This is a genomic window from Pseudomonas sp. GW822-FHT03F08 (assembly GCF_058801265.1).
Window position 1 is genome coordinate 345,456 of record NZ_JBXANC010000005.1, and the last position, 25,654, is coordinate 371,109.

Below are 25,654 nucleotides of genomic sequence, written 5' to 3' on the forward strand. Positions count from 1 at the left end.
TTAGATTTAGCTGGCTTTTTTTCAAGGCGAATAAAACAGACCGCTACGGAACTACTTTACGATAGCAAAACGCCTCCCTGTGTTGTAGCTTCTACCTATCCTTCCCGAGCATAGCAGACAGCCCTAATGGAAAATGGACAAAAAAAATTAAAGGAATTGTTTGATGGCCGTAAAATATTCAACATTCCAGATTACCAGCGAGCTTACGCGTGGGAGACAAACCGCCAACTACCTGATTTCATTGAAGACATTGATAACCAAGCGCTAGGTCGAGACTATTTCTTAGGCACTATTCTCTTCCAGGAAAAATCGGAAAAACATGCCGGATTTGATCTGATCGATATAGTGGATGGACAACAAAGGATTACAACCACAATCATATTCATGAAAGCATTACTATCTAGCTTGCGCCAACGGCTGGACGACACCCAATTTGAAGAGCTCGGCTTAGACCTCGTCGAGGAAACTTACATCTTCAACAAAAACCGCCCAAAACTGCAAGCCATCTCACCTGACAATGATTTCTTTTTTAACTACATTCTAAATGATGGCAATGGCGTCGACCATATTGAAACACCTTCTCAGCGCCGGCTATTAGAAGCGAAAAAATATTTTCAAGCCGAGTTGGCTGATAGAAGCAACGAGGAGCTACTGCAATTAAAATGCAAGATAGACGAACACACCAAGGTGTTAACATACTCTGTTAAGGACGCAGCGGAAGCAACCCTTATTTTTGAAACCACGAACGACCGTGGCAAAAGATTAACCAACCTTGAAAAAATAAAAAGCTTTTTAATGTACAAAACTTACCTCGCAGCTGCGGAAGACGTCGATCACTATCTAACCGTTATCCAACAAAGATTCGCCGATATTTTCAGAGAACTGGAGTTATTTGACGGAAAAATTGATGAAGATTCAATTCTTCGCTTCCATTATATTGCTTTTGAAGACTGGATTGATAAAGCAGACTTCCAGCAACCGACGACAGCTATCAGAGGCAAGCTAAACCCTCTCATAGCTAACGGCCGCAAGCAGGAGGCTTTGGCTTTCATTGACCGATTTAGCCGAGAGCTCAAAGAAAGCTTCCATATAATGCGGCAAATTTCAATGAGCAAGCACCAGTCTTACCGTGACCTTGCATGTTTGGAGCGAATGGAAAGCTTCTATCCTCTAATTTTAAAGGCTTATAAAAATGATACCTCCTCGGAAAAAAGAAATTTTAATATCACATGCCGTCTATTAGAAATTTATAGTTTCCGAGTTTTCGCAGTTCAGCAAAATAGGTCAAATACGGGGCAGTCAGCACTTTATAAACTTGCTAGAAATTTCGCAGGACGATTCGAGCCTCTATTCGACGAAATCTCTTCAATCATAAATTCTGCCAGCAGTCGCAAGCGCTTTCATGAGACGCTGCAAGATGCAGACCTATTCAACTGGATATCTAGCCGAGACCTTTGCTATCTAGTGTGGAAATATGAAAACCACCTGCGACGCTCAGAACAGCCAATATGCGCTGAAATGTCAGAGACCGAGTTCAAAAGCACCGGCAGCAAGACTCGTCTAACAGTTGAACATATTGCCTCACAAACCAAAAACGGTATCGTTCTTGACAGCTCCATCGTACCGGACATGGATTCAACCTTCAGAGATCAACACCTACATCGCCTAGGAAACTTAACCTTCGACCCAGCCTCGGCCAATTCATCAAAAAGCAACGGCGAGATGGATGTTAAATATTCCAAATACTTCTCCAAGGCTCCTTACAAAACACAGAACGAATTAGAGTCCTTCATGATTGATAGCAAATGGACATCGGAATCGATTGACCTGAGGCAATCAAAAATCATCGAATTTTGCGTGCGATACTGGAACCCCCAATACATAAATTATTAATGGCAACGGTCTTCACCTTGCAGGTGCGTTCAGTACTCAGAAGTTTGACTGATCGAAAAGTGTGTCGCGTTCAAGATCGATCCCCCTCACCCCAGCCCTCTCCCCCAAGGGGGCGAGGGGGGGGGAAAGGGAGCCGATCTTCATGAGTTTCAAAATTTCGGCTCGGCTCAATCGACACTAAGAAACGCGGCCACCTTCTGCGCGGCGGCGGCCAAATGCTGTTCATGGATAAACCCGGAAACCTTCAATGGCTTGAGGTCATGGTCGCCGGCCACAAGCCAAGCAACCTCAATACTCGGTGACAAGGTGTAAGCCTCAACCGCCTCCCGATTCCCCAGAGCATCCCGCTCGCCCTGAACAATCAACGTCCGAGTCTTCAACCCAGCCAAATGCTCAACCCGCGGTTTCTCCGGTTTCCCCACCGCATAAAACGGATAACCAAGACAAACCAAAGCATCCGCGCCAAGCTCATCGGCAAGCAAACTCGCCATCCGCCCCCCCATCGACTTCCCACCAACCGCCAAAACCCCAGCGACATGAAGTCGCACCAAGCCATAAACCTCACGCCAGCACTCCTGCAATTTCCCCGCAGGATTGGGCGGTCGCTTGACCCCATCAACCCGCCGCTGCGCCATATAAGGAAACTCAAACCGCAACACGTTCACCCCCAGCCCAGCAAGGCGCCCAGCCATATCGTTCATCCAGTCGCTATCCATCGGCGCCCCCGCCCCATGCGCGAGGATGAGCGTCGCCGAAGCCTCGCCAACAGCGGCATCCCAAAGCCACCCGTGATCCCGCAGGCACTGCGCCCATTGATCCCCGTCAATACTGGCCTTGTGCTGTTTGTCCATGCTTGCCTCGCTTTTAGTCTGCCTATAACTCCAGGCGAAGGATTCGCGGCGTTTTCTGCGCGCGCTCACTTCGGCTGAACCGTGGATGGGGAACCATGAACACTTCTATCAGTACCGCCTACAACTACAAGGTGGTCCGCCAATTCGCCATTATGACGGTGGTGTGGGGCATCGTCGGCATGGGGCTCGGGGTTTTTCTCGCGGCTCAATTGGTCTGGCCCGAACTCAACTTCAACCTGCCGTGGACCAGCTTCGGACGCCTGCGCCCGCTGCACACCAACGCGGTGATCTTCGCGTTCGGCGGCTGTGCCTTGTTCGCCAGTTCGTTCTACTCGGTGCAGCGCACCTGCCAGACGCAATTGTTTGCGCCGAAAATCGCCGCCTTCTGCTTCTGGGGCTGGCAACTGGTGATTCTGCTGGCGGCCATCAGCCTGCCACTGGGTTACACCAGTTCCAAGGAGTACGCCGAGCTGGAATGGCCGATCGACATCCTGATCACCATCGTCTGGGTCGCCTACGCCATCGTGTTCTTCGGCACGATCATGCAGCGCAAGACCAAGCACATTTATGTGGGCAACTGGTTCTTCGGCGCGTTCATCATCACCGTGGCGATCCTGCACATCGTCAACAACCTTGAGTTGCCGGTGAGCTTCACCAAGTCCTACTCGGTGTACGCCGGTGCAACCGACGCGATGGTGCAATGGTGGTACGGCCACAACGCCGTAGGCTTTTTCCTCACCGCCGGTTTCCTCGGGATGATGTACTACTTCGTGCCGAAACAGGCCGAACGTCCGGTGTATTCGTATCGTCTGTCGATCGTGCACTTCTGGGCGCTGATCACCCTGTACATCTGGGCCGGCCCGCACCATTTGCACTACACCGCGCTGCCAGACTGGGCGCAGTCGCTGGGCATGGTGATGTCGCTGGTACTGCTGGCCCCGAGCTGGGGCGGCATGATCAACGGCATGATGACCCTCTCGGGCGCCTGGCATAAGTTGCGCAGCGACCCGATCCTGCGCTTCCTGGTGGTGTCGCTGGCGTTCTACGGCATGTCGACCTTCGAAGGTCCGATGATGGCGATCAAGACGGTGAACGCCCTCTCCCACTACACCGACTGGACCATCGGCCACGTTCACGCCGGCGCGCTCGGTTGGGTGGCGATGATTTCCATCGGCGCGCTGTACCACATGATCCCGAAAATCTTCGGCAAAGAGCAGATGCACAGCATCGGCCTGATCAACGCGCACTTCTGGCTCGCGACCATCGGCACCGTGCTCTATATCGCCTCGATGTGGGTCAACGGCATCGCCCAGGGCCTGATGTGGCGTGCGGTGAACGAGGACGGCACGCTGACCTACTCCTTCGTCGAAACCCTGGTGGCCAGCCACCCAGGCTTCGTCGTGCGGCTGATTGGCGGGGCGATCTTCCTCAGCGGCATGTTCCTGATGGCTTACAACACCTGGCGCACCGTGCGGGCCTCGCAGCCTGCTGACGTCGTTGCTGCCGCGCAGATGGCCTGAGGAGTCCGCCATGAAACACGAAACGATTGAAAAGAACGTCGGCCTGCTGATGCTGCTGATGGTGTTCGCCGTGAGCATCGGCGGCCTGACCCAGATCGTCCCGCTGTTCTTCCAGGACGTGACCAATAAACCGGTGGAAGGCATGAAGCCCTACACCGCGCTGCAACTGGAAGGCCGCGACATCTACATCCGCGAAGGCTGCGTCGGCTGCCACTCGCAGATGATCCGTCCGTTCCGCGCCGAAACCGAACGTTACGGGCACTACTCGGTGGCCGGCGAAAGCGTGTGGGATCACCCGTTCCTGTGGGGCTCGAAACGTACCGGTCCGGACCTGGCCCGGGTTGGCGCGCGTTACTCGGATGACTGGCACCGTGCGCACTTGTACAACCCGCGCAACGTCGTACCGGAATCGAAGATGCCGGCCTACCCATGGCTGGTTACGCAACCGGTCGACAGCAGCCACACCGAAACCAAGCTCAAGGTCATGCGCACCCTCGGCGTACCGTACACCGACGACGACATCAGCGGCGCGGTGGCCAGCCTCAAGGGCAAGACCGAAATGGACGCCCTCGTCTCCTACCTGCAAGTGCTTGGCACTGCGATCAAGAGCAAGAGGTGAGCCATGGTCTTTGAAATGAGCGCGGGGCTGATTCGCGGCCTCGGCACGGTCGTGGTGTTCGTGGCCTTCGTCGGCCTGACCCTGTGGGTGTTCAACCGCAAGCGCACGCCGGAATTCGCCGAAGCGCGCCTGCTGCCGTTTGCCGACGAGCCGCAACCCGACACTACCCAAGCTAATGAAACAAGGAGTACCCGGCCATGACCACCTTCTGGAGTACGTGGATCTGCGTACTGACCATCGGCAGCCTGATCGGCCTGACCTGGCTGCTTGTCGGCACCCGTCGGGGCGAGACCAAGGGCAGCGTCGACCAGACCATGGGCCACAGCTTCGACGGCATCGAGGAGTACGACAACCCGCTGCCGCAGTGGTGGTTCATGCTGTTCGCCGGCACGCTGGTGTTTTCCGTGGGCTATCTGATCCTTTACCCGGGCCTCGGTAACTGGAAAGGCATCCTGCCCGGCTACGAGGACGGCTGGACCGGCGTCCACGAGTGGGAAAAGGAAATGAGCAAGGCTGACGCCAAGTTCGGGCCGATCTTCGCCAAATTCGCCGCGATGCCGGTGGAAGAAGTGGCGAAGGATCCGCAGGCGCTGAAAATGGGCGGCCGTCTGTTCGCGTCCAACTGCTCGGTGTGCCACGGTTCGGATGCCAAGGGCGCGTTCGGCTTCCCTAACCTGGCCGACCAGGACTGGCGTTGGGGCGGCAGTGCCGAGACGATCAAGACCACCATCATGGGTGGCCGGATCGCGGCGATGCCGGCCTGGGGCGAGTCGCTCGGTGAGGCCGGGGTGAAGAACGTCGCGGCGTACGTGCGTCACGAACTGGCCGGGCTGCCACTGCCGGCGGACAACAAGGCCGACCTGCAAGCGGGACAGCAAACGTTCAGCACCATGTGCGTAGCCTGTCATGGGGCAACCGGCCAGGGCACTGAAGCCATGGGGGCGCCGAATCTGACGCACCCGGCCGGATTCATCTATGGCACCAGCCTGACCCAACTTGAACAGACCATTCGCCATGGTCGTCAGGGCCACATGCCAGCTCAGAACGAGCTGCTGGGTAACGATAAAGTGCAATTGCTGGCGGCTTATGTGTACAGCTTGAGCCATGGATTGAATACAGAAAAACTGATTACTGAGGACAATAAAAAGTAATCATTGCGTACAACACTGCCGCACGTTTCCAGTGCGGCAGTTTCCAGTCCCTTTGCGACGCATTGTCGCACCCCTTCACCCCCTCTCCTTTCGGTTACCCGGATTCGGGTCTACGCTTGCTCGATGCGGACTGGCCCGTGCCGGTTCCAGGTCGACCCTGAGCGAGGCGTTGAACGAATCGGCTGACTGACATGGCCGCAAAGGCCGGTAGATACCGGCTGTCGTGCCGATTACCGTCCGTCACCCGAACCGAGCGTTCGAACACACCCCGTTACATCCGACCGGGACCCCTCGCTTTTTTCGTTCGCTGCGACATTTTGCCCGAGGGCAATTTTGTCCTTACGCGGCGCATGGAAAGGCCGCAGAATCAGCGTTGGAAAGCATTGACCCAGGTCATGGCGCGTTGCATTGACCCCCTGCTTTCTACATACTTGCGGCCGATTTTAATCCTAATAAAACACCCAAACCGTGGAACCTTAGAATGAGCACAGCAATCAGTCCGACTGCTTATAACTATAAGGTAGTCCGCCAGTTCGCCATCATGACGGTGGTCTGGGGGATCCTTGGCATGGGGCTCGGTGTCTTCATCGCCTCGCAACTGGTCTGGCCGGAGTTGAACTTCGGCCTGCCGTGGACGAGCTTTGGACGCCTGCGCCCGTTGCACACAAACCTGGTGATTTTCGCCTTCGGTGGTTGTGCACTGTTTGCCACTTCCTACTATGTCGTGCAGCGAACCTGCCAGACGCGACTGATTTCCGACAGCCTTGCGGCCTTCACCTTCTGGGGATGGCAAGCGGTGATCGTCGGCGCGATCATTACCTTGCCGCTGGGTTACACCACCACCAAGGAATACGCGGAACTGGAATGGCCCCTCGCCATTCTGCTGGCCATTGTCTGGGTCACCTACGGTCTGGTGTTCTTCGGCACCATCACCAAGCGCAAGACCAAGCACATCTACGTGGGTAACTGGTTCTACGGCGCGTTCATCGTCGTGACCGCGATGCTGCACATCGTCAACCACGCCTCGCTGCCGGTCAGCTTCTTCAAGTCCTACTCGGCCTACGCCGGTGCGACCGACGCGATGATCCAGTGGTGGTACGGCCACAACGCCGTGGGTTTCTTCCTGACCACCGGCTTCCTGGGGATGATGTACTACTTCGTGCCGAAACAGGCCGAACGTCCGATCTACTCCTATCGCCTGTCGATCGTGCACTTCTGGGCGCTGATCACCCTGTACATCTGGGCCGGCCCGCACCACCTGCACTACACCGCGCTGCCGGACTGGGCGCAATCGCTGGGCATGGCGATGTCGATCATCCTGCTGGCGCCAAGCTGGGGCGGCATGATCAACGGCATGATGACCCTGTCGGGCGCCTGGCATAAGCTGCGCACCGACCCGATCCTGCGTTTCCTCGTGGTATCGCTGGCGTTCTACGGCATGTCGACCTTCGAAGGTCCGATGATGGCGATCAAGACCGTCAACTCGCTCTCGCACTACACCGACTGGACCATCGGCCACGTACACGCCGGCGCTCTGGGCTGGGTGGCGATGATCTCGATCGGCGCGATCTACCACATGATCCCGAAACTGTTCGGCCGCGCGCAGATGCACAGCGTCGGTCTGATCAACGCGCACTTCTGGCTCGCGACCATCGGTACCGTGCTGTACATCGCTTCGATGTGGGTCAACGGCATCACTCAAGGCCTGATGTGGCGTGCAATCAACGACGACGGCACCCTCACCTACTCGTTCGTTGAAGCGCTGCAGGCCAGCCACCCTGGCTACATCGTCCGTGCCCTGGGCGGTGCGTTCTTCGCCAGCGGCATGTTCCTGATGGCCTACAACGTGTGGCGCACCGTTCGCGCCTCGGACCCGGCTGAAGCTGAAGCCGCCGCCAAGATCGCCGTAGTTGGAGCTCACTGATGAAGCATGAAGCTGTCGAGAAGAATATTGGCCTGCTGGCCTTCTTCATGGTCATCGCCGTCAGCGTCGGTGGCCTGACCCAAATCGTTCCGCTGTTTTTCCAGGACGTCACCAACAAGCCGGTCGAAGGCATGAAGCCGCGCACCGCCCTTGAACTGGAAGGCCGCGACGTTTACATCGCCAACGGCTGTGTCGGCTGCCACTCGCAGATGATCCGTCCGTTCCGTGCCGAAACCGAACGCTACGGCCACTACTCGGTCGCCGGTGAAAGCGTCTGGGATCACCCATTCCTGTGGGGTTCCAAACGTACCGGCCCGGACCTGGCCCGTGTCGGCGGTCGTTACTCCGACGACTGGCAGCGTGCGCACTTGTACAACCCGCGCAACGTTGTGCCTGAATCGAAAATGCCGGCTTACCCGTTCCTCGTGGAAAACAAGCTCGACGGCAAAGACACGGCCAAGAAAATGGAAGTGTTGCGCACGCTCGGCGTCCCTTACACCGACGAAGATATTGCCGGTGCAAAAGACGCTGTGAAGGGTAAAACCGAAATGGACGCGCTGGTGGCCTATCTGCAAGGCCTGGGCACCATCATCAAAAGCAAACGGTGATCTAGATGGATATCGGGATGATTCGAGGCCTGGGCACCGTTGTCGTGATGGTTGCCTTCATCGGTCTGGCGTTGTGGGTGTTCAGCCCCAAGCGCAAGTCGGAGTTTGAAGACGCGACCTTGCTGCCCTTCGCGGATGATCCCGAAGCCATCAAGCACGTCGAGCAAGCTTCTAGGAGTAACAAAGAATGACTACATTCTGGAGTCTGTACGTCACAGTCCTCAGTCTCGGTACGATCTTTTCCCTGACCTGGCTGTTGCTGTCGACCCGCAAGGGACAGCGCGCCGAGCAGACCGACGAGACGGTCGGCCACTCCTTCGACGGGATCGAGGAGTACGACAACCCGCTGCCGAAATGGTGGTTCATGCTGTTCGTGGGCACCATCGTGTTCGCTCTGGGTTATCTGGTGCTGTACCCGGGCCTGGGCAACTGGAAAGGTCTGCTGCCGGGCTACAACTACCTCGATAACGACAAGCAGACCGCGTTCGCCAACGGTCAGACCGGCTGGACCGGCGTTCACGAGTGGGAAAAGGAAATGGCTCGTTCGGACGCCAAGTTCGGTCCGATCTTCGCCAAGTTCGCCGCCATGCCGATTGAAGAAGTGGCCAAGGATCCGCAAGCCCTGAAGATGGGCGGCCGTCTGTTCGCCTCCAACTGCTCGGTCTGCCACGGTTCCGACGCCAAGGGCGCTTATGGTTTCCCTAACCTGACCGACGCCGACTGGCGCTGGGGCGGCGAGCCGGAAACCATCAAGACCACCATCATGGGCGGTCGTCACGCCGTGATGCCGGCCTGGGCTGAAGTGATTGGCGAGCAAGGCGTAGCCGACGTGGCGGCATTCGTGCTGACCAACCTCGATGGCCGCAAGCTGCCGGAAGGCACCAAGGCTGACCCGGTTGCCGGCCAGAAACTGTTCGCGACCAACTGCGTGGCCTGCCACGGTCCGGAAGGCAAAGGCACGCCAGCAATGGGCGCACCCAACCTGACCCACCCGGCCGCGTTCATCTACGGTTCGAGCTTCGCGCAACTGCAGCAGACCATCCGTTACGGCCGTCAGGGCCAGATGCCTGCTCAGGAACAACTGCAAGGCAACGACAAGGTTCACCTGCTGGCGGCGTATGTTTACAGCCTGTCTCATGGTGAAAAACCAGCGGAAGCCGAGGCGCAGTAAGGCCAACGCTTGAAGCAAAAAAAGGCCCCGCCAATGAGAATTGGCGGGGCCGTTTGCATTCTGGCCTTTCATGATTTGAGACGAATGCTCAATGGACGCTTAATGAGGTGCCCTGTAGCTTGTCGTTCGACACACGGACCTCAAGGAAGAAAACCAATGCGAGAATCTGATCACGACTGCGTTCAACTCCATGACGATTTCCTTTACATCTATCCGGAAGTTCAAACCACACCTACAGAGCCCCCTGCCAACGACAAAACAAAAACAGTCGAACGCGCCAAGAAGAGTAACGGCAGCGGACTGGACAGTCTCGGAGGTGGAAAACTGGTTTGATGCCGCTCCAGACAGTCATGTCAGCGCATTCCGGGGGCTCGTTCGCGAGAACGGGACCAAGGATCGTCTATAGTCAATTGATCTGCATCATGCTTTGTTACATTCGCTACACCATTCAAGATTTTTCCCCAACGCGACCAAAGGTCGCACCCGTTCGTCGGCATGACAGGCGTATCATTGCGCCACCGCAACACCCCTTTTTGACCCCGGCCGGCACGTATCGACCGAGGCATTTTTCCACTGCCGTGGGATGCAATGATGAGTAATCAGATTCCGGTACACGACGTCACGCCCCCCAACAAGAACGCGAACAACAGCGTCGACCTTTACGCCTCTCGAGAAAAAATCTACACCCGTGCTTTCACCGGCCTGTTCCGCAATCTGCGGATGATGGGCGGCGCCGCGCTGTTCCTGCTGTATTTCGGAACGGTCTGGCTGAACTGGGGCGGCCATCAGGCGGTGTGGTGGAACCTGCCGGAACGCAAGTTCTTCATCTTCGGTGCGACCTTCTGGCCGCAGGACTTCATTCTGCTCTCGGGCCTGCTGATCATTGCCGCGTTCGGCCTGTTCTTCATCACGGTGTATGCCGGCCGGGTCTGGTGTGGCTACACCTGCCCGCAAAGCGTGTGGACGTGGATTTTCATGTGGTGCGAGAAGGTCACCGAAGGCGACCGCAACCAGCGCATCAAGCTCGACAAGGCGCCGATGAGCGCCAACAAGTTCCTGCGCAAATTCTCCAAGCACGCACTGTGGCTGCTGATCGGTTTCGTCACTGGCATGACCTTCGTCGGCTACTTCTCGCCGATCCGCGAACTGGTGTTCGAGTTCTTCACCGGCCAGGCCGATGGCTGGTCGTATTTCTGGGTCGGTTTCTTCACCCTCGCCACGTACGGCAACGCCGGTTGGCTGCGTGAGCAGGTGTGCATCTACATGTGTCCGTATGCGCGCTTCCAGAGCGTGATGTTCGACAAGGACACCCTGATCGTTTCCTACGACCCGCGTCGCGGCGAAAGCCGTGGCCCGCGCAAGAAAGGCGTCGACTACAAGGCTCAGGGCCTGGGCGACTGCATCGACTGCACCATGTGCGTCCAGGTTTGCCCGACCGGCATCGACATCCGCGACGGCCTGCAGATCGAGTGCATCGGTTGCGCCGCGTGCATCGACGCCTGTGACAGCATCATGGACAAAATGGATTACCCGCGCGGGCTGATCAGCTACACCACCGAACACAACCTGTCCGGCCAGAAGACCCATAAACTGCGACCACGTCTGATCGGTTATGCCGTGGTGCTGCTGGCGATGATCAGTCTGCTGGTGACGGCCTTCTTCATGCGTTCGCTGGTAGGCTTCGACGTCAGCAAGGACCGCGTGCTGTACCGTGAAAACGCTGAAGGCCGGATCGAAAACGTCTACAGCCTGAAGATCATGAACAAGGATCAGCGCGACCACACCTACGTGCTGGAAGCCGCCGGATTGCCGGATCTGCGCCTGCAAGGCAAACGCGAGATCAAGGTGCCGGCCGGGGAAATCTTCAGCATGCCGGTCGAGCTGTCGAGCGCGCCCGAACAACTGCCGTCGAGCACCAACGAGGTGAAATTCATCCTCAAGGATGCCGATGACGACAGCGTCCACATAGAAGCCAAGAGCCGGTTCATCGGCCCACAAAATCGTTGAGAGAACTGAACATGCCCGCAGCAAACGCCGCAAGCCCTTGGTACAAGCATCTCTGGCCATGGATCATCATCGGGATTCTGGCCTGTTCGGTGACCCTGACGCTGTCCATGGTGACCATTGCGGTAAACAACCCGGACAACCTGGTCAACGACAACTACTACGAGGCCGGCAAGGGCATCAACCGTTCGCTGGATCGCGAACTGCTGGCGCAGAACCTGAAGATGCGCGCTGCCGTGCATCTGGATGACGTCACCGGTGAAGTCGATCTGCGGTTGAGCGGCAACAGCCAGCCGAAGACCCTTGAGCTGAACCTGATCTCGCCGACCCAGCCGGACAAGGATCGCAAGATTGTCCTGACCCGGAGCGAGACCGAAACCGGCCGCTACATTGGCCAGTTGAGCGACAAGATCGAAGGCCGGCGCTTTGTGGAACTGCTGGGTTCGCAGGACGATCACGTGTGGCGGATGTTCGAAGAAGAAGTAGTCAGCCATGACAAGGATCTGTTGCTGGGTGATGAACCGCTGCAAGGTGCTGAAGACCTGAAGAAATAAGCCTGTTCCTGATGACCACCCCACTCCCCTGCTACCACTGTGCCCTGCCCGTTCCGACGGGCAGCCGCTTCACCGCCGTCGTGCTCGGGGAGTCCCGCGAGTTCTGCTGCCCCGGCTGTCAGGCCGTGGCCGAAGCCATCGTCGCTGGCGGGCTGGAAAGTTATTACCAGCACCGCAGCGAAGCCTCGGCCAACCCCGAAGCATTGCCGGTGCAACTGGTGGATGAGCTGGCGCTGTACGACCGCGCCGACGTGCAACAACCTTTCGTTCGCCACGAAGGCGAACTGGCCGAAACCACGCTGCTGATGGAAGGCATCAGTTGCGCCGCGTGCGGCTGGCTGATCGAGAAACACCTGCGCACGCTGCCCGCCGTGGCCGAGGCGCGGTTGAACCTGTCCAACCATCGCTTGCACGTACGCTGGGCCGACGGGCAATTGCCGCTGAGCCAGATCCTCGGCGAACTGCGCCACATCGGTTACGCCGCGCACCCGTATCAGGCCGACCGCGCCAGCGAACAACTGGCCAGCGAAAACCGCCTGGCCCTGCGTCAGCTCGGTGTTGCCGGGTTGCTGTGGTTTCAGGCGATGATGGCGACCATGGCGACATGGCCGGAATTCAACATCGACCTCAGCCCGGAATTGCACACCATCCTGCGCTGGGTCGCGCTGTTCCTCACCACGCCGATTGTGTTCTACAGCTGCGCGCCGTTTTTCAAAGGTGCCATGCGCGACTTGCGCACCCGTCATCTGACCATGGACGTCTCGGTATCGCTGGCGATCGGTGCGGCTTATGTCGCCGGGATCTGGACCTCGATCACCGGGGTCGGCGAGCTGTATTTCGACGCGGTGGGCATGTTCGCGCTGTTCCTGTTGGCCGGGCGCTACCTGGAACGCCGCGCCCGGGAACGCACCGCCGCTGCCACCGCGCAACTGGTCAATCTATTGCCGGCTTCGTGCCTGCGCCTCGACGACGCCGGCCAGAGCGAACGCATCCTGCTCAGCGAACTGCGCCTCGGTGACCGGGTGCTGGTTCAACCGGGTTCTGTGCTGCCGGCGGACGGCAAGATCCTCGACGGCCAGTCGAGTATTGATGAGTCGCTGCTGACCGGCGAATACCTGCCACAGCCGCGCACATTGGGCGATGTAGTCACCGCCGGCACGCTGAATGTGGAAGGTGCGCTGACCGTCGAAGTGCAGGCGTTGGGTCAGGACACGCGGCTGTCGGCCATCGTCCGCCTGCTGGATCGCGCCCAGGCGGAAAAACCTCGGCTGGCGGAAATCGCCGACCGTGCCGCGCAGTGGTTCCTGTTGCTGTCGTTGATCGCAGCAGCCGCCATCGGCCTGCTGTGGTGGGAGCTGGATTCGTCGCGGGCGTTCTGGATCGTCCTCGCGATGCTGGTAGCGACCTGCCCGTGCGCGCTGTCGCTGGCGACGCCGACCGCCCTCACCGCCGCCACCGGCACCCTGCACAAACTCGGCCTGCTGCTCACGCGCGGTCATGTGCTGGAAGGCCTGAACCAGATCGACACCGTGATCTTCGACAAGACCGGCACCCTCACCGAGGGGCGTCTGGTGCTGCGTTCGATACGCCCGCTCGGCGCTCTCGACAGCGATCAGTGCCTGAGCCTGGCTGCCGCGCTGGAAAACCGCTCCGAACACCCGATTGCCCGGGCCTTTGGTCGGGCGCCACTGGCCGCCGAAGAAGTTCACAGCACGCCGGGGCTGGGGCTTGAAGGATTGGTCGGAGCACAGCGCTTGCGTATCGGTCAGGCCGATTTTGTCTGCGATCTGAGCGGCGCGCCTGTGCCGTCGATGCCCGATGAACCGGGCCAATGGTTGTTGCTCGGTGACGATCAGGGGCCGCTGGCCTGGTTCGTCCTTGATGATCGCCTGCGCGCCGACGCCCCGGCCCTGCTCGCCGCGTGCAAGGCGCGCGGCTGGCATACGCTGTTGCTGTCGGGCGACAGTTCGCCGATGGTCGCCAGTGTCGCCGCCGAACTGGGCATCGACGAGGCCCGGGGCGGTCTGCGTCCGGACGACAAGCTGCAAGTGCTGCAACAACTGCACAAGACCGGCCGCAAGGTGTTGATGCTCGGTGACGGGGTCAACGACGTGCCGGTATTGGCGGCCGCGGACATCAGCGTGGCGATGGGCTCGGCCACTGATCTTGCGAAAACCAGTGCCGATGCGGTGTTGCTGTCCAACCGTCTCGACGCCCTCGTACAAGCCTTCTCGCTCGCCCGTCGCACACGGCGGGTGATCATCGAGAACCTGTTGTGGGCCGCGCTGTACAATGGCCTCATGTTGCCGTTCGCCGCCCTCGGCTGGATCACTCCGGTGTGGGCCGCCGTCGGCATGTCGATCAGTTCGCTGACCGTGGTGCTCAACGCCCTGCGCCTGACTCGCCTGCCGAGTGCGCCGGCCGTCAGCGCCTCGTCAGAAACCCGCCCGCTGCCGGCCTGAGCCGCGCGGGCATGGAGTACAGATGCCAGCTCTCTACGTGATGATCCCGGCCGCGCTGCTGATCGTGGCCATCGCCGTCTACATCTTCTTCTGGGCGGTGGACAGCGGCCAGTACGACGATCTCGACGGCCCCGCCCACAGCATCCTGTTCGACGACCAGGACCCGAACCACACCGCCGCGGTGGACGAAGCCAACCCGGCCAAACCGGACGACAAGGCGCCGCCCCATGCTTGAACTGGCGCCGCTGTTGGTGTCTGCGTTGATTCTCGGCCTGCTCGGCGGCGGACATTGCCTGGGCATGTGTGGCGGCTTGATGGGCGCGCTGACCCTGGCGATTCCCAAGGAACAACGCAGCCGACGCTTTCGATTGCTGCTGGCCTACAACCTCGGACGAATCCTCAGCTATGCCACTGCGGGACTGCTGATCGGGCTGGCCGGCTGGGCCGTCGCCAACAGTCCTGCGGCGTTGTTCATGCGCGTGCTCGCCGGGTTGCTGCTGATCGCCATGGGCTTGTACCTGGCGGGCTGGTGGAGCGGCCTGACCCGCATCGAAAGCCTCGGTCGCGGACTGTGGCGCTACATTCAGCCTGTCGCCAATCGCCTGCTGCCGGTGTCGAGTCTGCCCCGGGCGCTGCTGCTCGGCGCGCTGTGGGGCTGGCTGCCGTGCGGGCTGGTTTACAGCACGTTGCTGTGGTCGGCCAGCCAGGGCAATGCACTGGACAGTGCCTTGCTGATGCTCGCCTTCGGGCTCGGCACCTGGCCGGTATTGCTGGCGACCGGCCTCGCGGCCGAGCGGGTCACAGCGCTGTTGCGCAAACGCAGCGTGCGCATGGCTGGTGGATTGCTGGTGATCCTGTTCGGCATCTGGACCCTGCCGGGGCCGCACCAGCACTGGCTGATGGGCCACTGATCCAGGCTTGATGCAAATCAAGATGCCCCGCCGCGCCCTCCCCTAGACTCGCTCACACTGCCAGCCTATCCGGGGGAATGCCCGCATGCTCGACGCCATTCGTTGGGACACCGATTTGATCCGCCGCTACGACCTGGCGGGGCCGCGATACACCTCGTACCCGACGGCCGTGCAATTCAACAGTCAGGTCGGCACCTTCGACCTGTTCCACGCCCTGCGCGACAGCCGCAAGGCCCTGCGCCCGCTGTCGCTGTACGTGCACGTGCCGTTCTGCGCGAACATTTGCTACTACTGCGCCTGCAACAAGGTCATCACCAAGGATCGCGGCCGCGCCCTGCCGTACCTGCAACGGCTCGAACAGGAAATCCAGCTGATCGCCTGCCACCTCGACCCGGCGCAGAAAGTCGAACAACTGCACTTCGGCGGCGGCACACCGACCTTTCTCAGCCACGACGAGTTGCGGCAGTTGATGGCGCACCTGCGCAAACATTTCAATCTGCTGGATGACGATTCTGGCGATTACGGCATTGAGATCGACCCGCGCGAAGCCGACTGGTCGACCATGGGCCTGCTGCGTGAGCTGGGCTTCAACCGGGTCAGCATCGGCCTGCAGGATCTCGACCCGGCGGTGCAACGCGCGGTCAATCGCCTGCAAAGCCTGGAAGAAACCCGCGCCGTGATCGACGCGGCACGCACCCTGCAATTTCGCTCGATCAACATCGACCTGATCTACGGTTTGCCCAAGCAGACCCCGGACAACTTCGCCCGTACCGTCGAGGAAGTCATCAGCCTGCAACCGGATCGGCTGTCAGTATTCAACTACGCGCACCTGCCGGAACGCTTCATGCCGCAGCGACGGATCAACGGCAACGAACTGCCGAGCCCGACGCAGAAACTGGAAATGCTGCAACGCACCATCGAACAACTGACTGCCGCCGGCTATCGCTACATCGGCATGGACCACTTCGCCCTGCCCGACGATGAACTGGCGATTGCCCAGGAAGAATCGACCCTGCAACGCAACTTCCAGGGCTACACCACCCACGGTCATTGCGACCTGATCGGTCTGGGCGTATCGGCCATCAGCCAGATCGGCGATCTGTACTGCCAGAACAGCAGCGACCTCAATCAATACCAGAACACCCTGGCTGGCGCGCAACTGGCCACCAGCCGTGGCCTGGTGTGCAACGCTGACGATCGCCTGCGTCGCGCAGTGATTCAGCAACTGATCTGCAATTTCAGCCTGGATTTCGCCGAGATCGAGCGCAGTTTCAACATCGATTTCCAGGGCTACTTCGGCGCGCTCTGGCCGCAGTTGCAAGGCATGGCAAAGGACGGGTTGATCGAACTGGATCGCGAACGAATCAGCGTGCTGCCGGCCGGGCGCCTGCTGGTGCGTTCGGTGTGCATGGTGTTCGACGCGTATCTGGAACAGCAGAACCGCCAGCGTTTCTCGCGGGTGATCTAGCTTTTCATCAGCAAGGTATTGGTTTTCAGGTTCTGGTCCGCGGTCAGGCCCGATTGATCGATGACCTTGGCCAGGGACAGATTGGCGGTAATGAGACCGTTGTTGAGGGCAGAAATGGCGCCTTTGAGGGCAGCGATCTTGGCGAATCGCTCTTCGTTGGAGAGGGTCTTGTTGGCCATCAGCGCGTTGATCTGGGCGTTCTTTTCGGCGATCTGCTGGCGCAACTTGCGAATCATCTTCAGCAATTGCTGGACGTTTTCCGGCAAGCCGCTTTCATCGATATCGCTGTTTTTCCCGCCGACACCGGCGGATTTTGCAATGGCGGCACCGGACAGCGACACTTTGACGCCCTCGACCAAGGTCGGGGTTCCCAACAATGCCGCGTCTGTGCCGGACTCATCGTCAACGGAGGTTTCAGCACTTTCCAGCAACGACGCAACGCCACTGTTACCGGGGGTCAGCGTGCCAATAGCAGTCATCGAAGCGGTTCCTTGCATGCCGTCAGATACCTGTTTATCGGCCGTCATCCCTGCGGCTTTATGCCGTGGGAGCAATCTCGCCACAGGCTGGCCTGAATGTCCTCCCCTGGGTTACCCTTACGCCTTATGTGTGTTTTCCCACAAGGATTTAAGAAATGTCCGAGCCAGTTAAACTGCGCGCTCACAACCAGGCTAATTGCAAGGATTGCAGCCTGGCCCCTCTCTGCCTGCCACTTTCGCTGAATCTGGAAGACATGGATGCGCTGGACGAAATCGTTAAACGTGGCCGCCCGTTGAAAAAGGGTGAGTTCCTGTTCCGCCAGGGCGACACCTTCGATTCCGTTTATGCAGTACGCTCCGGCGCCCTGAAGACCTTCAGCCTGAGCGATACCGGCGAAGAACAACTCACGGGTTTCCACCTGCCGAGCGAACTGGTCGGGCTGTCCGGCATGGACACCGAGAAACACCCGGTCTCCGCCCAGGCTCTGGAAACCACCTCGGTCTGCGAGATTCCGTTCGAACGCCTCGACGAACTGGCCCTGCAACTGCCGCAGCTGCGCCGTCAGTTGATGCGCGTGATGAGCCGCGAAATTCGCGACGACCAGCAAATGATGTTGCTGCTGTCGAAAAAAACCGCCGACGAGCGCATCGCCACGTTCCTGGTCAACCTATCGGCCCGCTTCCGCGCTCGCGGGTTCTCGGCCAACCAGTTCCGTTTGAGCATGTCGCGCAATGAAATCGGCAACTACCTGGGGCTGGCGGTGGAAACCGTGTCCCGGGTCTTCACCCGCTTCCAGCAGAACGAACTGATCGCCGCCGAGGGCAAGGAAATCCATATCCTCGACCCGATCCAGCTCTGCGCCCTGGCCGGCGGCTCGCTCGAAGTCTGATCTCGACCCGCGGCCGAGCGTATCGTTTCAGCCGCGGGTATACTGCGCCGTTTGCAGCCCTGCCAGGACACCTCGACGATGGTCTTCGACTCCTTCGACATCAAATCCCTGATCCGCCCTGTGATCGATTTCCCGAAACCGGGCGTGATTTTTCGCGACATCACCCCGCTGTTCCAGTCGCCCAAGGCCCTGCGCCTGGTGATGGACAGCTTCGCCCACCGCTATGTGGAAGCCGACTTCACCCACATCGGCGCGATGGATGCGCGGGGCTTCCTGATCGGTTCGGTGCTGGCGTATCAGTTGAACAAGCCTCTGGTGCTGTTCCGCAAGCAAGGCAAACTGCCGGCGGACGTGCTGGCTGAAGGCTACGCGACCGAATACGGCGAAGCGTTCCTCGAAGTGCACGCCGACAGCCTGTGCGAAGGCGATTCGGTGGTGATGTTCGATGACCTGATCGCCACCGGCGGTACGCTGATCGCAGCGGCCAACCTGATCCGCCGCATGGGCGCCCGGGTTCACGAAGCGGCGGCAATCATCGACCTGCCGGAACTGGGTGGCTCGCAGCGTCTTGAGGACATGGGCATTCCTACGTTCTGCCTGACGCAGTTTGCGCTGACCGACAAGTAAGCAACCCCGCACCTCCGATCGTTCCCACGCTCTGCGTGGGAACGATCAAAATCTAAAGCCCCATCTGTTTGCTGATGATCTCGTTCATCACTTCCCGCGTCCCGCCGCCAATCGACAAGATGCGGTTATCCCGATACAGCCGCTCCACCAGGCTCTCGCGCATATAACCCAACCCGCCGAGAATCTGCACCGCTTCCGTGGTGATGCGGTCCGAGGTGTCCGTGGCGAAATTCTTGGCCATGGAGATTTCCTTGATCACGCTCTGCCCAGCCGCCATTTTCGCCGCCTGCCGGTAGGTGAACTCCCGCGAGACTTCCAGCGCCGTGGCCATTTCCGCGAGGCGATGCTTGATCACCTGGAACTTGCCGATGGGTTTGCCGAACGCTTCACGCTCCCGCGCCCACTTCAGGCTTTCTTCCAGCGCCAGTTGCGCGGTCATGTTGGCCATCAGCGCCAGTGCCAGACGTTCGCTCTGGAAGTTGCCCATGATCCAGGCAAAACCCATGTTCTCCGCGCCGATCAGGTTTCCCACAGGTACCCGGCAATCATCGAAGAACAATTCAGCCGTGTCCGACGCCCACCAACCCATTTTCTTCAGCTGCCGACCGACGGTAAAACCCGGCGTACCCTTCTCGATCAACAGCAGGCTGATGCCGCCAAACCCGGGCGCACCGGTACGCACCGCGACGGTGTAGTAATCCGCGCGTATGCCACTGGTGATAAAGGTTTTGCTGCCGCTGACCCGGTAATGATCGCCGTCGCGGATGGCGCGGGTCTGCAGGTTGGCGACGTCAGAACCGCCGCCCGGCTCGGTGACGGCCAATGCGCTGATTTTCTCGCCACTGAGCACTTGAGGCACGACGCAATCACGCACTTCGGGCCGGGCCCATTTGACGACTGGCGGTAGACCGATATCGAGCGAACCGAGCCCGGCCACCAACCCGCCTGAGCCACAGCGCATCAGTTCTTCACTGGCGGCGATCTTGGCGAACAGATCACCTTCGTGACTGCCACCCAGCGCTTCGGGATAACCGATGCCGAGGATGCCGGCCGCACCGGCCTTGAGGTACAGCTCACGGGGGAAGTTTTCGGCTTCTTCCCACGCATCGATGTCCGGCAGGATCTCGCGTTCGACGAAACGTCTGACGCTGTCGCGGACCATTTGGTGGCTGGGGTCGAAGTATTCCTGGAAGGCGGGCATCGGCGAACTCCATGGAAGGGTTCGCCGAACTTAACCGAGCGCTTGCTTGGTTTTCAACAGGATTGTGTGGCTCAGAGGGAAATCGGCTTGCGCCCGGCAAACGAGTGAGCCAGCGTGCCGCCGTCCACCAGTTCCAGCTCGCCACCCAACGGCACGCCGTGAGCGATGCGCGAGGCGATCAGGCCTTTGTTGTTGAGCAATTGCGCGATGTAGTGCGCCGTCGCTTCACCTTCCACAGTCGGGTTGGTGGCGAGGATGACTTCGGTGAAGGTGCCCGCCTCTTCGATCCGCGTCATCAACTGCGGAATGCCGATGGCCTCCGGGCCGAGCCCGTCCAGCGGCGACAGATGCCCCTTGAGCACGAAATAGCGCCCACGGAACCCGGTCTGCTCGACCGCATACACATCCATCGGACCTTCCACCACGCACAGCAGCGTGTCGTCACGGCGTGTGTCGGCGCATTGCGGGCACAGATCGTCTTCGGTCAGCGTGCGGCACTGGCGGCAGTGTCCGACCCCTTCCATGGCCTGGCTCAACGCCTGGGCCAGGCGCGTGCCGCCGCTGCGGTCACGCTCGAGCAACTGCAACGCCATACGCTGGGCAGTTTTCTGACCCACGCCCGGCAGAATTCGCAGGGCGTCGATCAGTTGGCGAATCAAAGGGCTGAAGCTCATGGGGAAAAAGTCCGACAAAACAACGAGACGCGGTTTATACCCGCGCCTCCGGCCAGCGTCAAATCCTCAGTCCTGGGCGACCCGCACTACCAGTTTGCCGAAGTTGCGCCCCTCCAGCAGCCCGATAAATGCTTGCGGCGCCTGCTCCAGGCCATCAACCACATCTTCGCGGAATTTCACCTTGCCCTCGCGCACCCACGGCACCATGGCGCTGATGAATTCCGGCTGACGGTCGCCATAGTCGTCGAACACGATGAAGCCCTGAATGCGTACGCGCTTGGTCAGCAAGGTGCGCTGCAACATCGGCAAGCGATCCGGACCTTTCGGTACTTCAGTGGCGTTGTAGCCGGCAATCAGACCGCACAGCGGGATCCGTGCCTTGGGATTGAGCAGCGGGACGACCGCATCGAAGACATGGCCGCCGACGTTTTCGTAATAGACGTCGATGCCTTTCGGGCAGGCCTTGGCCAGTTGCTCGGCGAAGTCAGACGCCTTGTGATCGATACAGGCGTCGAAACCCAGCTCCTCGACCACGTATTTGCACTTCTCTGCACCGCCGGCCACGCCGACGGCGCGCAGGCCTTTGATCTTCGCCACCTGCCCGACCACCGAACCTACTGCGCCAGAAGCGGCGGCGACCACCAGGGTCTCCCCTGCCTTCGGCTGGCCGATGTCCATCAGCCCCATATAAGCGGTCATACCCGGCATGCCCAGCACGCCGAGGGCCATCGACGGGCTCGGCAGCCCCGACGGGATCGGGATGATGTTGCGCCCGTCGCTGATGCTGTGGCTTTGCCAACCCGTGGCGCCGACCACCAGATCGCCGACCTGGAATTTTGGATGACGCGATTGCTCGACCCGACTGACAGCCCCGCCGGTCATCACCTCACCGATTTGTACCGGCGCCGCGTAGGACGGTGCGTCACTCATGCGCCCGCGCATGTAGGGATCGAGTGACAGGTAAAGGGTCTTGAGCAGCAACTGGCCGTCTTCAAGCGCCGGCAGCGCTTCGCGCTCCAGACGGAAATTCTCGGGTGTTGGCGCGCCCACCGGACGCGAGGCCAGCACGATGCGTTGATTGAGGGTCAGGGGGGCGGACATGTCAGCGTCTCCTTTGAATAATGAATTCGGGGTATAGGGAGCAGACCTTGGTGGCTTTTGCGCGTTCGATGCTTCTTCAGCCAGAAACAAAAATGCCAGGCGCGATGCCTGGCATTTTTTGTAGCTCATCCAATCCGCAAAGGCGAATCAGAACGGCAGTTTCATACCGGCCGGCAGGTTCATGCCAGCGGTCATGCTGCCCATCTTAGCCTGGCTGTTGGCTTCGATCTGACGCACGGCAGCGTTGACGGCAGCGGCAACCAGATCTTCGACCACTTCACGGTCGTCTTCGTCCAGGCCCGGCAGAACGCTTGGGTCGATGCTGACTTTTTTCACGTCGTGACGACCGGTCATCACCACGGTGACCAGATCGCCGCCGGCCTTGCCGGTGACTTCTGCGTTGGCCAGCTCTTCCTGCATCTTGGCCATTTTTTCCTGCATCTGCTGCGCCTGCTTCATCAGGCCGGCCATGCCACCTTTCATCATGGTAATCACCTCAAAAGTACTTGGATCAATACAACGTCCGGCGATTTGCGCCGAACGCCTTCAGTTATTAGCCCTGACTGACCAGGGCGTCGACAGGTTCAATAGTATCGTGTCGCACGACCGCACCGAACTGCTGCACCATCTGCTGGATGAACGGATCGCCGTGGATCGACTCCTCCGCCTCGCGCTGACGGTTGGCACGGCGCCGGGACGCAGCCTGGGCCGGGGTTTCCTGCTCGGGCTTGATCAGCTCCATGCTCAGGTTCAGCGTGCGGCCGTGGTACTGGTTCAACGCATCGTTCAGCCGACGCTGCTGGGTGGCGTTGAACAAGGCGCTATGAGCCGGGTCCAGGTGCATCAGCCAGTTGTCGCCATCGACCTCGATCAGCGTGCAGTTGGCGGCGATGCTGCCGGTCATGCCGGAGATCGGCAGTTTCGGGAACAGCTCCAGCCATTGCAGGGCCAGACCGGTGGCCGGCGCGGCGGCGGGTTCCGGCTCGGGCTCCGGGACCGGATCGGCCGCGTGTTCGCTGGCCAGATCGTCGAGGTAACTGTAGGCCGAATCCATGTCCGGCTCGATGTAGTCTTCGTCGAGCGGCGGCTCGTCGTCCATATCCATGCCCGGCGTGGCGGCATCGACCTCGGCCACCGACGGCTCGGGGATCGGCGCGGCGGCCCACTCCGGCGCATCGGGCACGACGCTGTCCGGGGTCGGCAGCGGCATCGGCGGCAGGTCAGGCTGCTCGGCGGTGGTTTCCAGAACCGGTTCTACCGCTGGCTGTTGCACAGGAGCCGGTTCTACCGGGTCATTCCACGGCAGATCGACGACTTCCTCGACGGCGACCGGCTCTGGTTCCGGCTCAGGCACGGGTTCAGGCGCAATCACCGGGGCAACCGGTGCGGGCTCGGGAACAGGCGCTGGCGCAGGTGCAACCACCGGAGCAGGCGCAACAGCCGCAGCAACTACCGGCGCAGGTTTCGGCGCGGCAGCCACTGAGTTTGCGGAATCAACTGTGGCCTGGCTGATCCCCACTGGCTTTAGCGGTTGCCTCGGGGCGTCCGCCGTATCCGCCGGCCGGAAGGCCAGCATCCGCAGCAGGACCATTTCGAATCCGCCACGCGGGTCTGGCGCCAGTGGCAAGTCGCGGCGGCCGATCAGGCCCATCTGGTAATAGAACTGCACGTCTTCGGCCGGCAAGGCCTGGGCCAGTGCCAGCACCCGGTCACGGTCGCCGTGGCCGTTGTCGACGCCTTCCGGCAAGGCCTGGGCGATGGCGACGCGGTGCAGCACGTTGAGAATTTCCGAGAGCACGCCGTTCCAGTCCGGCCCTTGTTCGGCCAGGTGACGCACGGCTTCGAGCAACGCCTTGGCGTCACCTTCGATCAGCGCATGCAACACGTCATAGACCTGGCCGTGATCCAGCGTACCGAGCATTGCCCGCACATCGGCGGCCAACACCTTGCCTTCACCGAAGGCAATGGCCTGATCGGTCAGGCTCATGGCGTCGCGCATCGAACCGTCGGCCGCGCGGCCGAGCAGCCACAGGGCGTCGTCTTCGAACGGCACGTTTTCCGCGCCGAGAACGTGGGTCAGATGCTCGACCACCCGCTCGGGGGTCATGTTCTTCAGCGAGAATTGCAGGCATCGCGACAAAATCGTTGCCGGAAGTTTCTGCGGGTCGGTGGTCGCCAGGATGAACTTGACGTAGGGCGGCGGCTCTTCGAGGGTTTTCAGCAGCGCATTGAAGGAATGGCTGGAGAGCATGTGCACTTCGTCGATCAGGTAGACCTTGAAGCGCCCGCGGCTCGGGGCGTACTGCACGTTGTCGAGCAGCTCGCGGGTGTCCTCGACCTTGGTCCGGCTCGCGGCGTCGATCTCGATCAGGTCGACGAAGCGCCCTTCATCGATCTCGCGGCACACCGAACACTCGCCGCACGGGCTTGAAGTGATACCTGTTTCACAGTTCAGACATTTGGCGATGATCCGCGCAATCGTCGTCTTGCCGACGCCCCGCGTCCCGGTGAACAGGTAGGCGTGGTGCAGGCGTTGGCTGTCCAAGGCATTGATCAGAGCCTTGAGCACATGGGTCTGGCCGACCATTTCGCGGAACGAGCGCGGACGCCATTTACGTGCAAGAACCTGATAACTCATCGAAAACCGTCGCGGCAAAGGAAGCAGAAGCGGCTAATGCTAGCGGAGCAAGGGCAAAATTGCATCCGGTGCGCTCTTCTATTCTGGCTAAGCTGCATGGGCGGAGGCTTTTGTCGGCACGGGAACGGGAATTACCGGAGCATTTATGCGGTGGGCCGTGGGGGCAATACTGGGAATCAGCCTGAACGCGATGGCCGCGCAGCCGCCGCTGCGCTTCGCCATGGCCGACAGCTGGGCGATGCCGCTGGCGCAATACGAACGCGGCCGCCCGACCCAGGGCATCCTTTACGACATGATGCTCAGCCTGGCGACCCAGGTCGGCGTGCCGGCGGAGTTTCACGTCCTGCCCCGCACCCGCGTGCAAAACGCCATGGAACACGGCGAAGTCGACGTGCGCTGTTATGCCTCGCAATCGTGGCTGCCGAACCTGTCCGGGAATTACATCTGGAGTATCCCGCTATTCTTCCAGCGCGACCTGCTGATCGGCCGCCAGGATCAACCCTCCAGCGTCGATCCGGCCCACCTGCCCCGCCAATCGATCGGCACCGTGCTCGGCTACAGCTACCCCACGCTGCAACCGCTGTTCGACGCCGACCGGTTATGGCGCGAAGACGCGCGCAATCAGGAACAGGTGCTGGACAAACTCCTGGCCGGCCGTTACCGCTACGCCGTGAGCAATCAATGGACGCTGGACTGGTTCAACCAGCGCCTGCTGCCGGGGCAGCAACTGCGAGGGGTGGCAGTGTTGCAGGAGCAGCAAGTCGGCTGCTACGTCCGCAACGACCCGAAAGTGCCGGTGCAGCGGATATTGAGGACGTTGCTGCAGATGAAAATGTCGGGGGAGATTGATGACATTATCCGGTTGTATACCGGTGGTTCAGAAGGCGCCCCATAACCCTGCGCAGTGA

The 25,654-nt window shown here is 60.1% G+C and carries 25 protein-coding genes; 18 read left to right on the top strand and 7 right to left on the bottom strand.

The genetic code is table 11. The annotated features are described in order from the left end of the window. Positions 1 to 126 precede the first annotated feature (126 nt). On the top strand, positions 127 to 1,893 hold the full coding sequence (locus AC1RME_RS15025) for a GmrSD restriction endonuclease domain-containing protein (RefSeq protein WP_096822483.1): 1,767 nt from the start codon (positions 127 to 129) through the stop codon (positions 1,891 to 1,893). A gap of 167 nt (positions 1,894 to 2,060) precedes the next feature. Here the strand turns inward: AC1RME_RS15025 and AC1RME_RS15030 are convergent, their stop codons facing one another. After that, positions 2,061 to 2,744 carry an alpha/beta family hydrolase gene (locus AC1RME_RS15030; protein WP_096822484.1) on the bottom strand — a complete coding sequence of 228 codons (684 nt, stop codon included), beginning with the start codon at positions 2,742 to 2,744 and terminating at the stop codon, positions 2,061 to 2,063. A 95-nt stretch (positions 2,745 to 2,839) separates the two neighbouring features. Between AC1RME_RS15030 and ccoN (AC1RME_RS15035) the strand changes: the two genes are divergently transcribed. The 14 genes from ccoN (AC1RME_RS15035) to hemN all read left to right on the top strand — a co-directional run bounded on the left by ccoN (AC1RME_RS15035) (position 2,840) and on the right by hemN (position 17,136). Beyond that, positions 2,840 to 4,264, top strand: coding sequence for a cytochrome-c oxidase, cbb3-type subunit I (gene ccoN / locus AC1RME_RS15035; protein ID WP_007960356.1), 1,425 nt, complete (start codon positions 2,840 to 2,842; stop codon positions 4,262 to 4,264). Positions 4,265 to 4,274: 10 nt separating this feature from the next. Continuing rightward, on the top strand, positions 4,275 to 4,883 hold the full coding sequence (ccoO, locus tag AC1RME_RS15040) for a cytochrome-c oxidase, cbb3-type subunit II (protein WP_007960355.1): 609 nt from the start codon (positions 4,275 to 4,277) through the stop codon (positions 4,881 to 4,883). A gap of 3 nt (positions 4,884 to 4,886) precedes the next feature. Next, positions 4,887 to 5,084, top strand: coding sequence for a cbb3-type cytochrome oxidase subunit 3 (locus AC1RME_RS15045; protein WP_007960354.1), 198 nt, complete (start codon positions 4,887 to 4,889; stop codon positions 5,082 to 5,084). Continuing rightward, positions 5,081 to 6,034, top strand: coding sequence for a cytochrome-c oxidase, cbb3-type subunit III (gene ccoP / locus AC1RME_RS15050; RefSeq protein ID WP_102622551.1), 954 nt, complete (start codon positions 5,081 to 5,083; stop codon positions 6,032 to 6,034). The genes AC1RME_RS15045 and ccoP (AC1RME_RS15050) overlap by 4 nt, the downstream gene beginning before the upstream one ends. 481 nt (positions 6,035 to 6,515) lie before the next feature. Continuing rightward, positions 6,516 to 7,958 carry a cytochrome-c oxidase, cbb3-type subunit I gene (gene ccoN, locus AC1RME_RS15055; protein ID WP_085711942.1) on the top strand — a complete coding sequence of 481 codons (1,443 nt, stop codon included), beginning with the start codon at positions 6,516 to 6,518 and terminating at the stop codon, positions 7,956 to 7,958. Next, positions 7,958 to 8,566, top strand: coding sequence for a cytochrome-c oxidase, cbb3-type subunit II (gene ccoO, locus AC1RME_RS15060; RefSeq protein ID WP_007905434.1), 609 nt, complete (start codon positions 7,958 to 7,960; stop codon positions 8,564 to 8,566). Before ccoN (AC1RME_RS15055) ends, ccoO (AC1RME_RS15060) begins: the two co-directional genes overlap by 1 nt. 5 nt (positions 8,567 to 8,571) lie before the next feature. Further along, positions 8,572 to 8,757: a CcoQ/FixQ family Cbb3-type cytochrome c oxidase assembly chaperone gene (locus AC1RME_RS15065; protein ID WP_003175465.1), complete on the top strand. Its 186-nt coding sequence runs from the start codon at positions 8,572 to 8,574 to the stop codon at positions 8,755 to 8,757. Next, a complete protein-coding gene (gene ccoP, locus AC1RME_RS15070; protein WP_096822486.1) occupies positions 8,754 to 9,737 on the top strand; it encodes a cytochrome-c oxidase, cbb3-type subunit III in 984 nt (327 codons plus the stop codon). The genes AC1RME_RS15065 and ccoP (AC1RME_RS15070) overlap by 4 nt, the downstream gene beginning before the upstream one ends. A 591-nt stretch (positions 9,738 to 10,328) precedes the next feature. Next, positions 10,329 to 11,744: a cytochrome c oxidase accessory protein CcoG gene (gene ccoG / locus AC1RME_RS15075; RefSeq protein ID WP_096822487.1), complete on the top strand. Its 1,416-nt coding sequence runs from the start codon at positions 10,329 to 10,331 to the stop codon at positions 11,742 to 11,744. Positions 11,745 to 11,755: 11 nt separating this feature from the next. Beyond that, on the top strand, positions 11,756 to 12,295 hold the full coding sequence (locus AC1RME_RS15080) for a FixH family protein (RefSeq protein WP_102622556.1): 540 nt from the start codon (positions 11,756 to 11,758) through the stop codon (positions 12,293 to 12,295). Positions 12,296 to 12,306: 11 nt separating this feature from the next. After that, positions 12,307 to 14,757, top strand: coding sequence for a heavy metal translocating P-type ATPase (locus tag AC1RME_RS15085; protein ID WP_096822489.1), 2,451 nt, complete (start codon positions 12,307 to 12,309; stop codon positions 14,755 to 14,757). A 22-nt stretch (positions 14,758 to 14,779) separates the two neighbouring features. Then, complete coding sequence (gene ccoS / locus AC1RME_RS15090; RefSeq protein WP_007951659.1) at positions 14,780 to 14,992, top strand: cbb3-type cytochrome oxidase assembly protein CcoS; 213 nt, start codon at positions 14,780 to 14,782, stop codon at positions 14,990 to 14,992. After that, on the top strand, positions 14,985 to 15,668 hold the full coding sequence (locus AC1RME_RS15095) for a sulfite exporter TauE/SafE family protein (RefSeq protein ID WP_039770036.1): 684 nt from the start codon (positions 14,985 to 14,987) through the stop codon (positions 15,666 to 15,668). Before ccoS ends, AC1RME_RS15095 begins: the two co-directional genes overlap by 8 nt. An 85-nt stretch (positions 15,669 to 15,753) precedes the next feature. Next, positions 15,754 to 17,136 (top strand): oxygen-independent coproporphyrinogen III oxidase, encoded by a 1,383-nt coding sequence (hemN, locus tag AC1RME_RS15100; protein WP_096822490.1) that lies wholly within the window; start codon positions 15,754 to 15,756, stop codon positions 17,134 to 17,136. Here hemN and AC1RME_RS15105 read toward each other — a convergent pair. Next, positions 17,133 to 17,615 (bottom strand): hypothetical protein, encoded by a 483-nt coding sequence (locus AC1RME_RS15105; protein ID WP_096822491.1) that lies wholly within the window; start codon positions 17,613 to 17,615, stop codon positions 17,133 to 17,135. The genes hemN and AC1RME_RS15105 overlap by 4 nt on opposite strands. A gap of 155 nt (positions 17,616 to 17,770) precedes the next feature. Between AC1RME_RS15105 and fnr the strand changes: the two genes are divergently transcribed. Both fnr and AC1RME_RS15115 read left to right on the top strand, forming a co-directional pair. Further along, on the top strand, positions 17,771 to 18,505 hold the full coding sequence (gene fnr / locus AC1RME_RS15110) for a fumarate/nitrate reduction transcriptional regulator Fnr (protein WP_007951654.1): 735 nt from the start codon (positions 17,771 to 17,773) through the stop codon (positions 18,503 to 18,505). Between the two features lie 78 nt (positions 18,506 to 18,583). Continuing rightward, positions 18,584 to 19,132 (top strand): adenine phosphoribosyltransferase, encoded by a 549-nt coding sequence (locus tag AC1RME_RS15115; protein ID WP_003223345.1) that lies wholly within the window; start codon positions 18,584 to 18,586, stop codon positions 19,130 to 19,132. Positions 19,133 to 19,184: 52 nt separating this feature from the next. Here the strand turns inward: AC1RME_RS15115 and AC1RME_RS15120 are convergent, their stop codons facing one another. From AC1RME_RS15120 to dnaX, 5 genes are all read right to left on the bottom strand, one after another. Next, positions 19,185 to 20,333: an acyl-CoA dehydrogenase family protein gene (locus tag AC1RME_RS15120; RefSeq protein WP_493091526.1), complete on the bottom strand. Its 1,149-nt coding sequence runs from the start codon at positions 20,331 to 20,333 to the stop codon at positions 19,185 to 19,187. A 71-nt stretch (positions 20,334 to 20,404) separates the two neighbouring features. Further along, positions 20,405 to 21,007 carry a recombination mediator RecR gene (gene recR, locus AC1RME_RS15125; protein WP_096822493.1) on the bottom strand — a complete coding sequence of 201 codons (603 nt, stop codon included), beginning with the start codon at positions 21,005 to 21,007 and terminating at the stop codon, positions 20,405 to 20,407. 66 nt (positions 21,008 to 21,073) lie between these two features. Further along, positions 21,074 to 22,108 carry an NADPH-dependent curcumin/dihydrocurcumin reductase gene (gene curA, locus AC1RME_RS15130; protein WP_096822494.1) on the bottom strand — a complete coding sequence of 345 codons (1,035 nt, stop codon included), beginning with the start codon at positions 22,106 to 22,108 and terminating at the stop codon, positions 21,074 to 21,076. A gap of 147 nt (positions 22,109 to 22,255) precedes the next feature. Next, positions 22,256 to 22,594 (bottom strand): YbaB/EbfC family nucleoid-associated protein, encoded by a 339-nt coding sequence (locus tag AC1RME_RS15135; protein ID WP_007951650.1) that lies wholly within the window; start codon positions 22,592 to 22,594, stop codon positions 22,256 to 22,258. A gap of 67 nt (positions 22,595 to 22,661) precedes the next feature. Further along, positions 22,662 to 24,746, bottom strand: coding sequence for a DNA polymerase III subunit gamma/tau (gene dnaX, locus AC1RME_RS15140; protein ID WP_096822495.1), 2,085 nt, complete (start codon positions 24,744 to 24,746; stop codon positions 22,662 to 22,664). Between the two features lie 145 nt (positions 24,747 to 24,891). On the opposite strand from dnaX, the gene AC1RME_RS15145 reads away from it, so the two are divergent. Beyond that, positions 24,892 to 25,641 (top strand): substrate-binding periplasmic protein, encoded by a 750-nt coding sequence (locus tag AC1RME_RS15145; RefSeq protein WP_096822496.1) that lies wholly within the window; start codon positions 24,892 to 24,894, stop codon positions 25,639 to 25,641. Positions 25,642 to 25,654 lie beyond the last annotated feature (13 nt).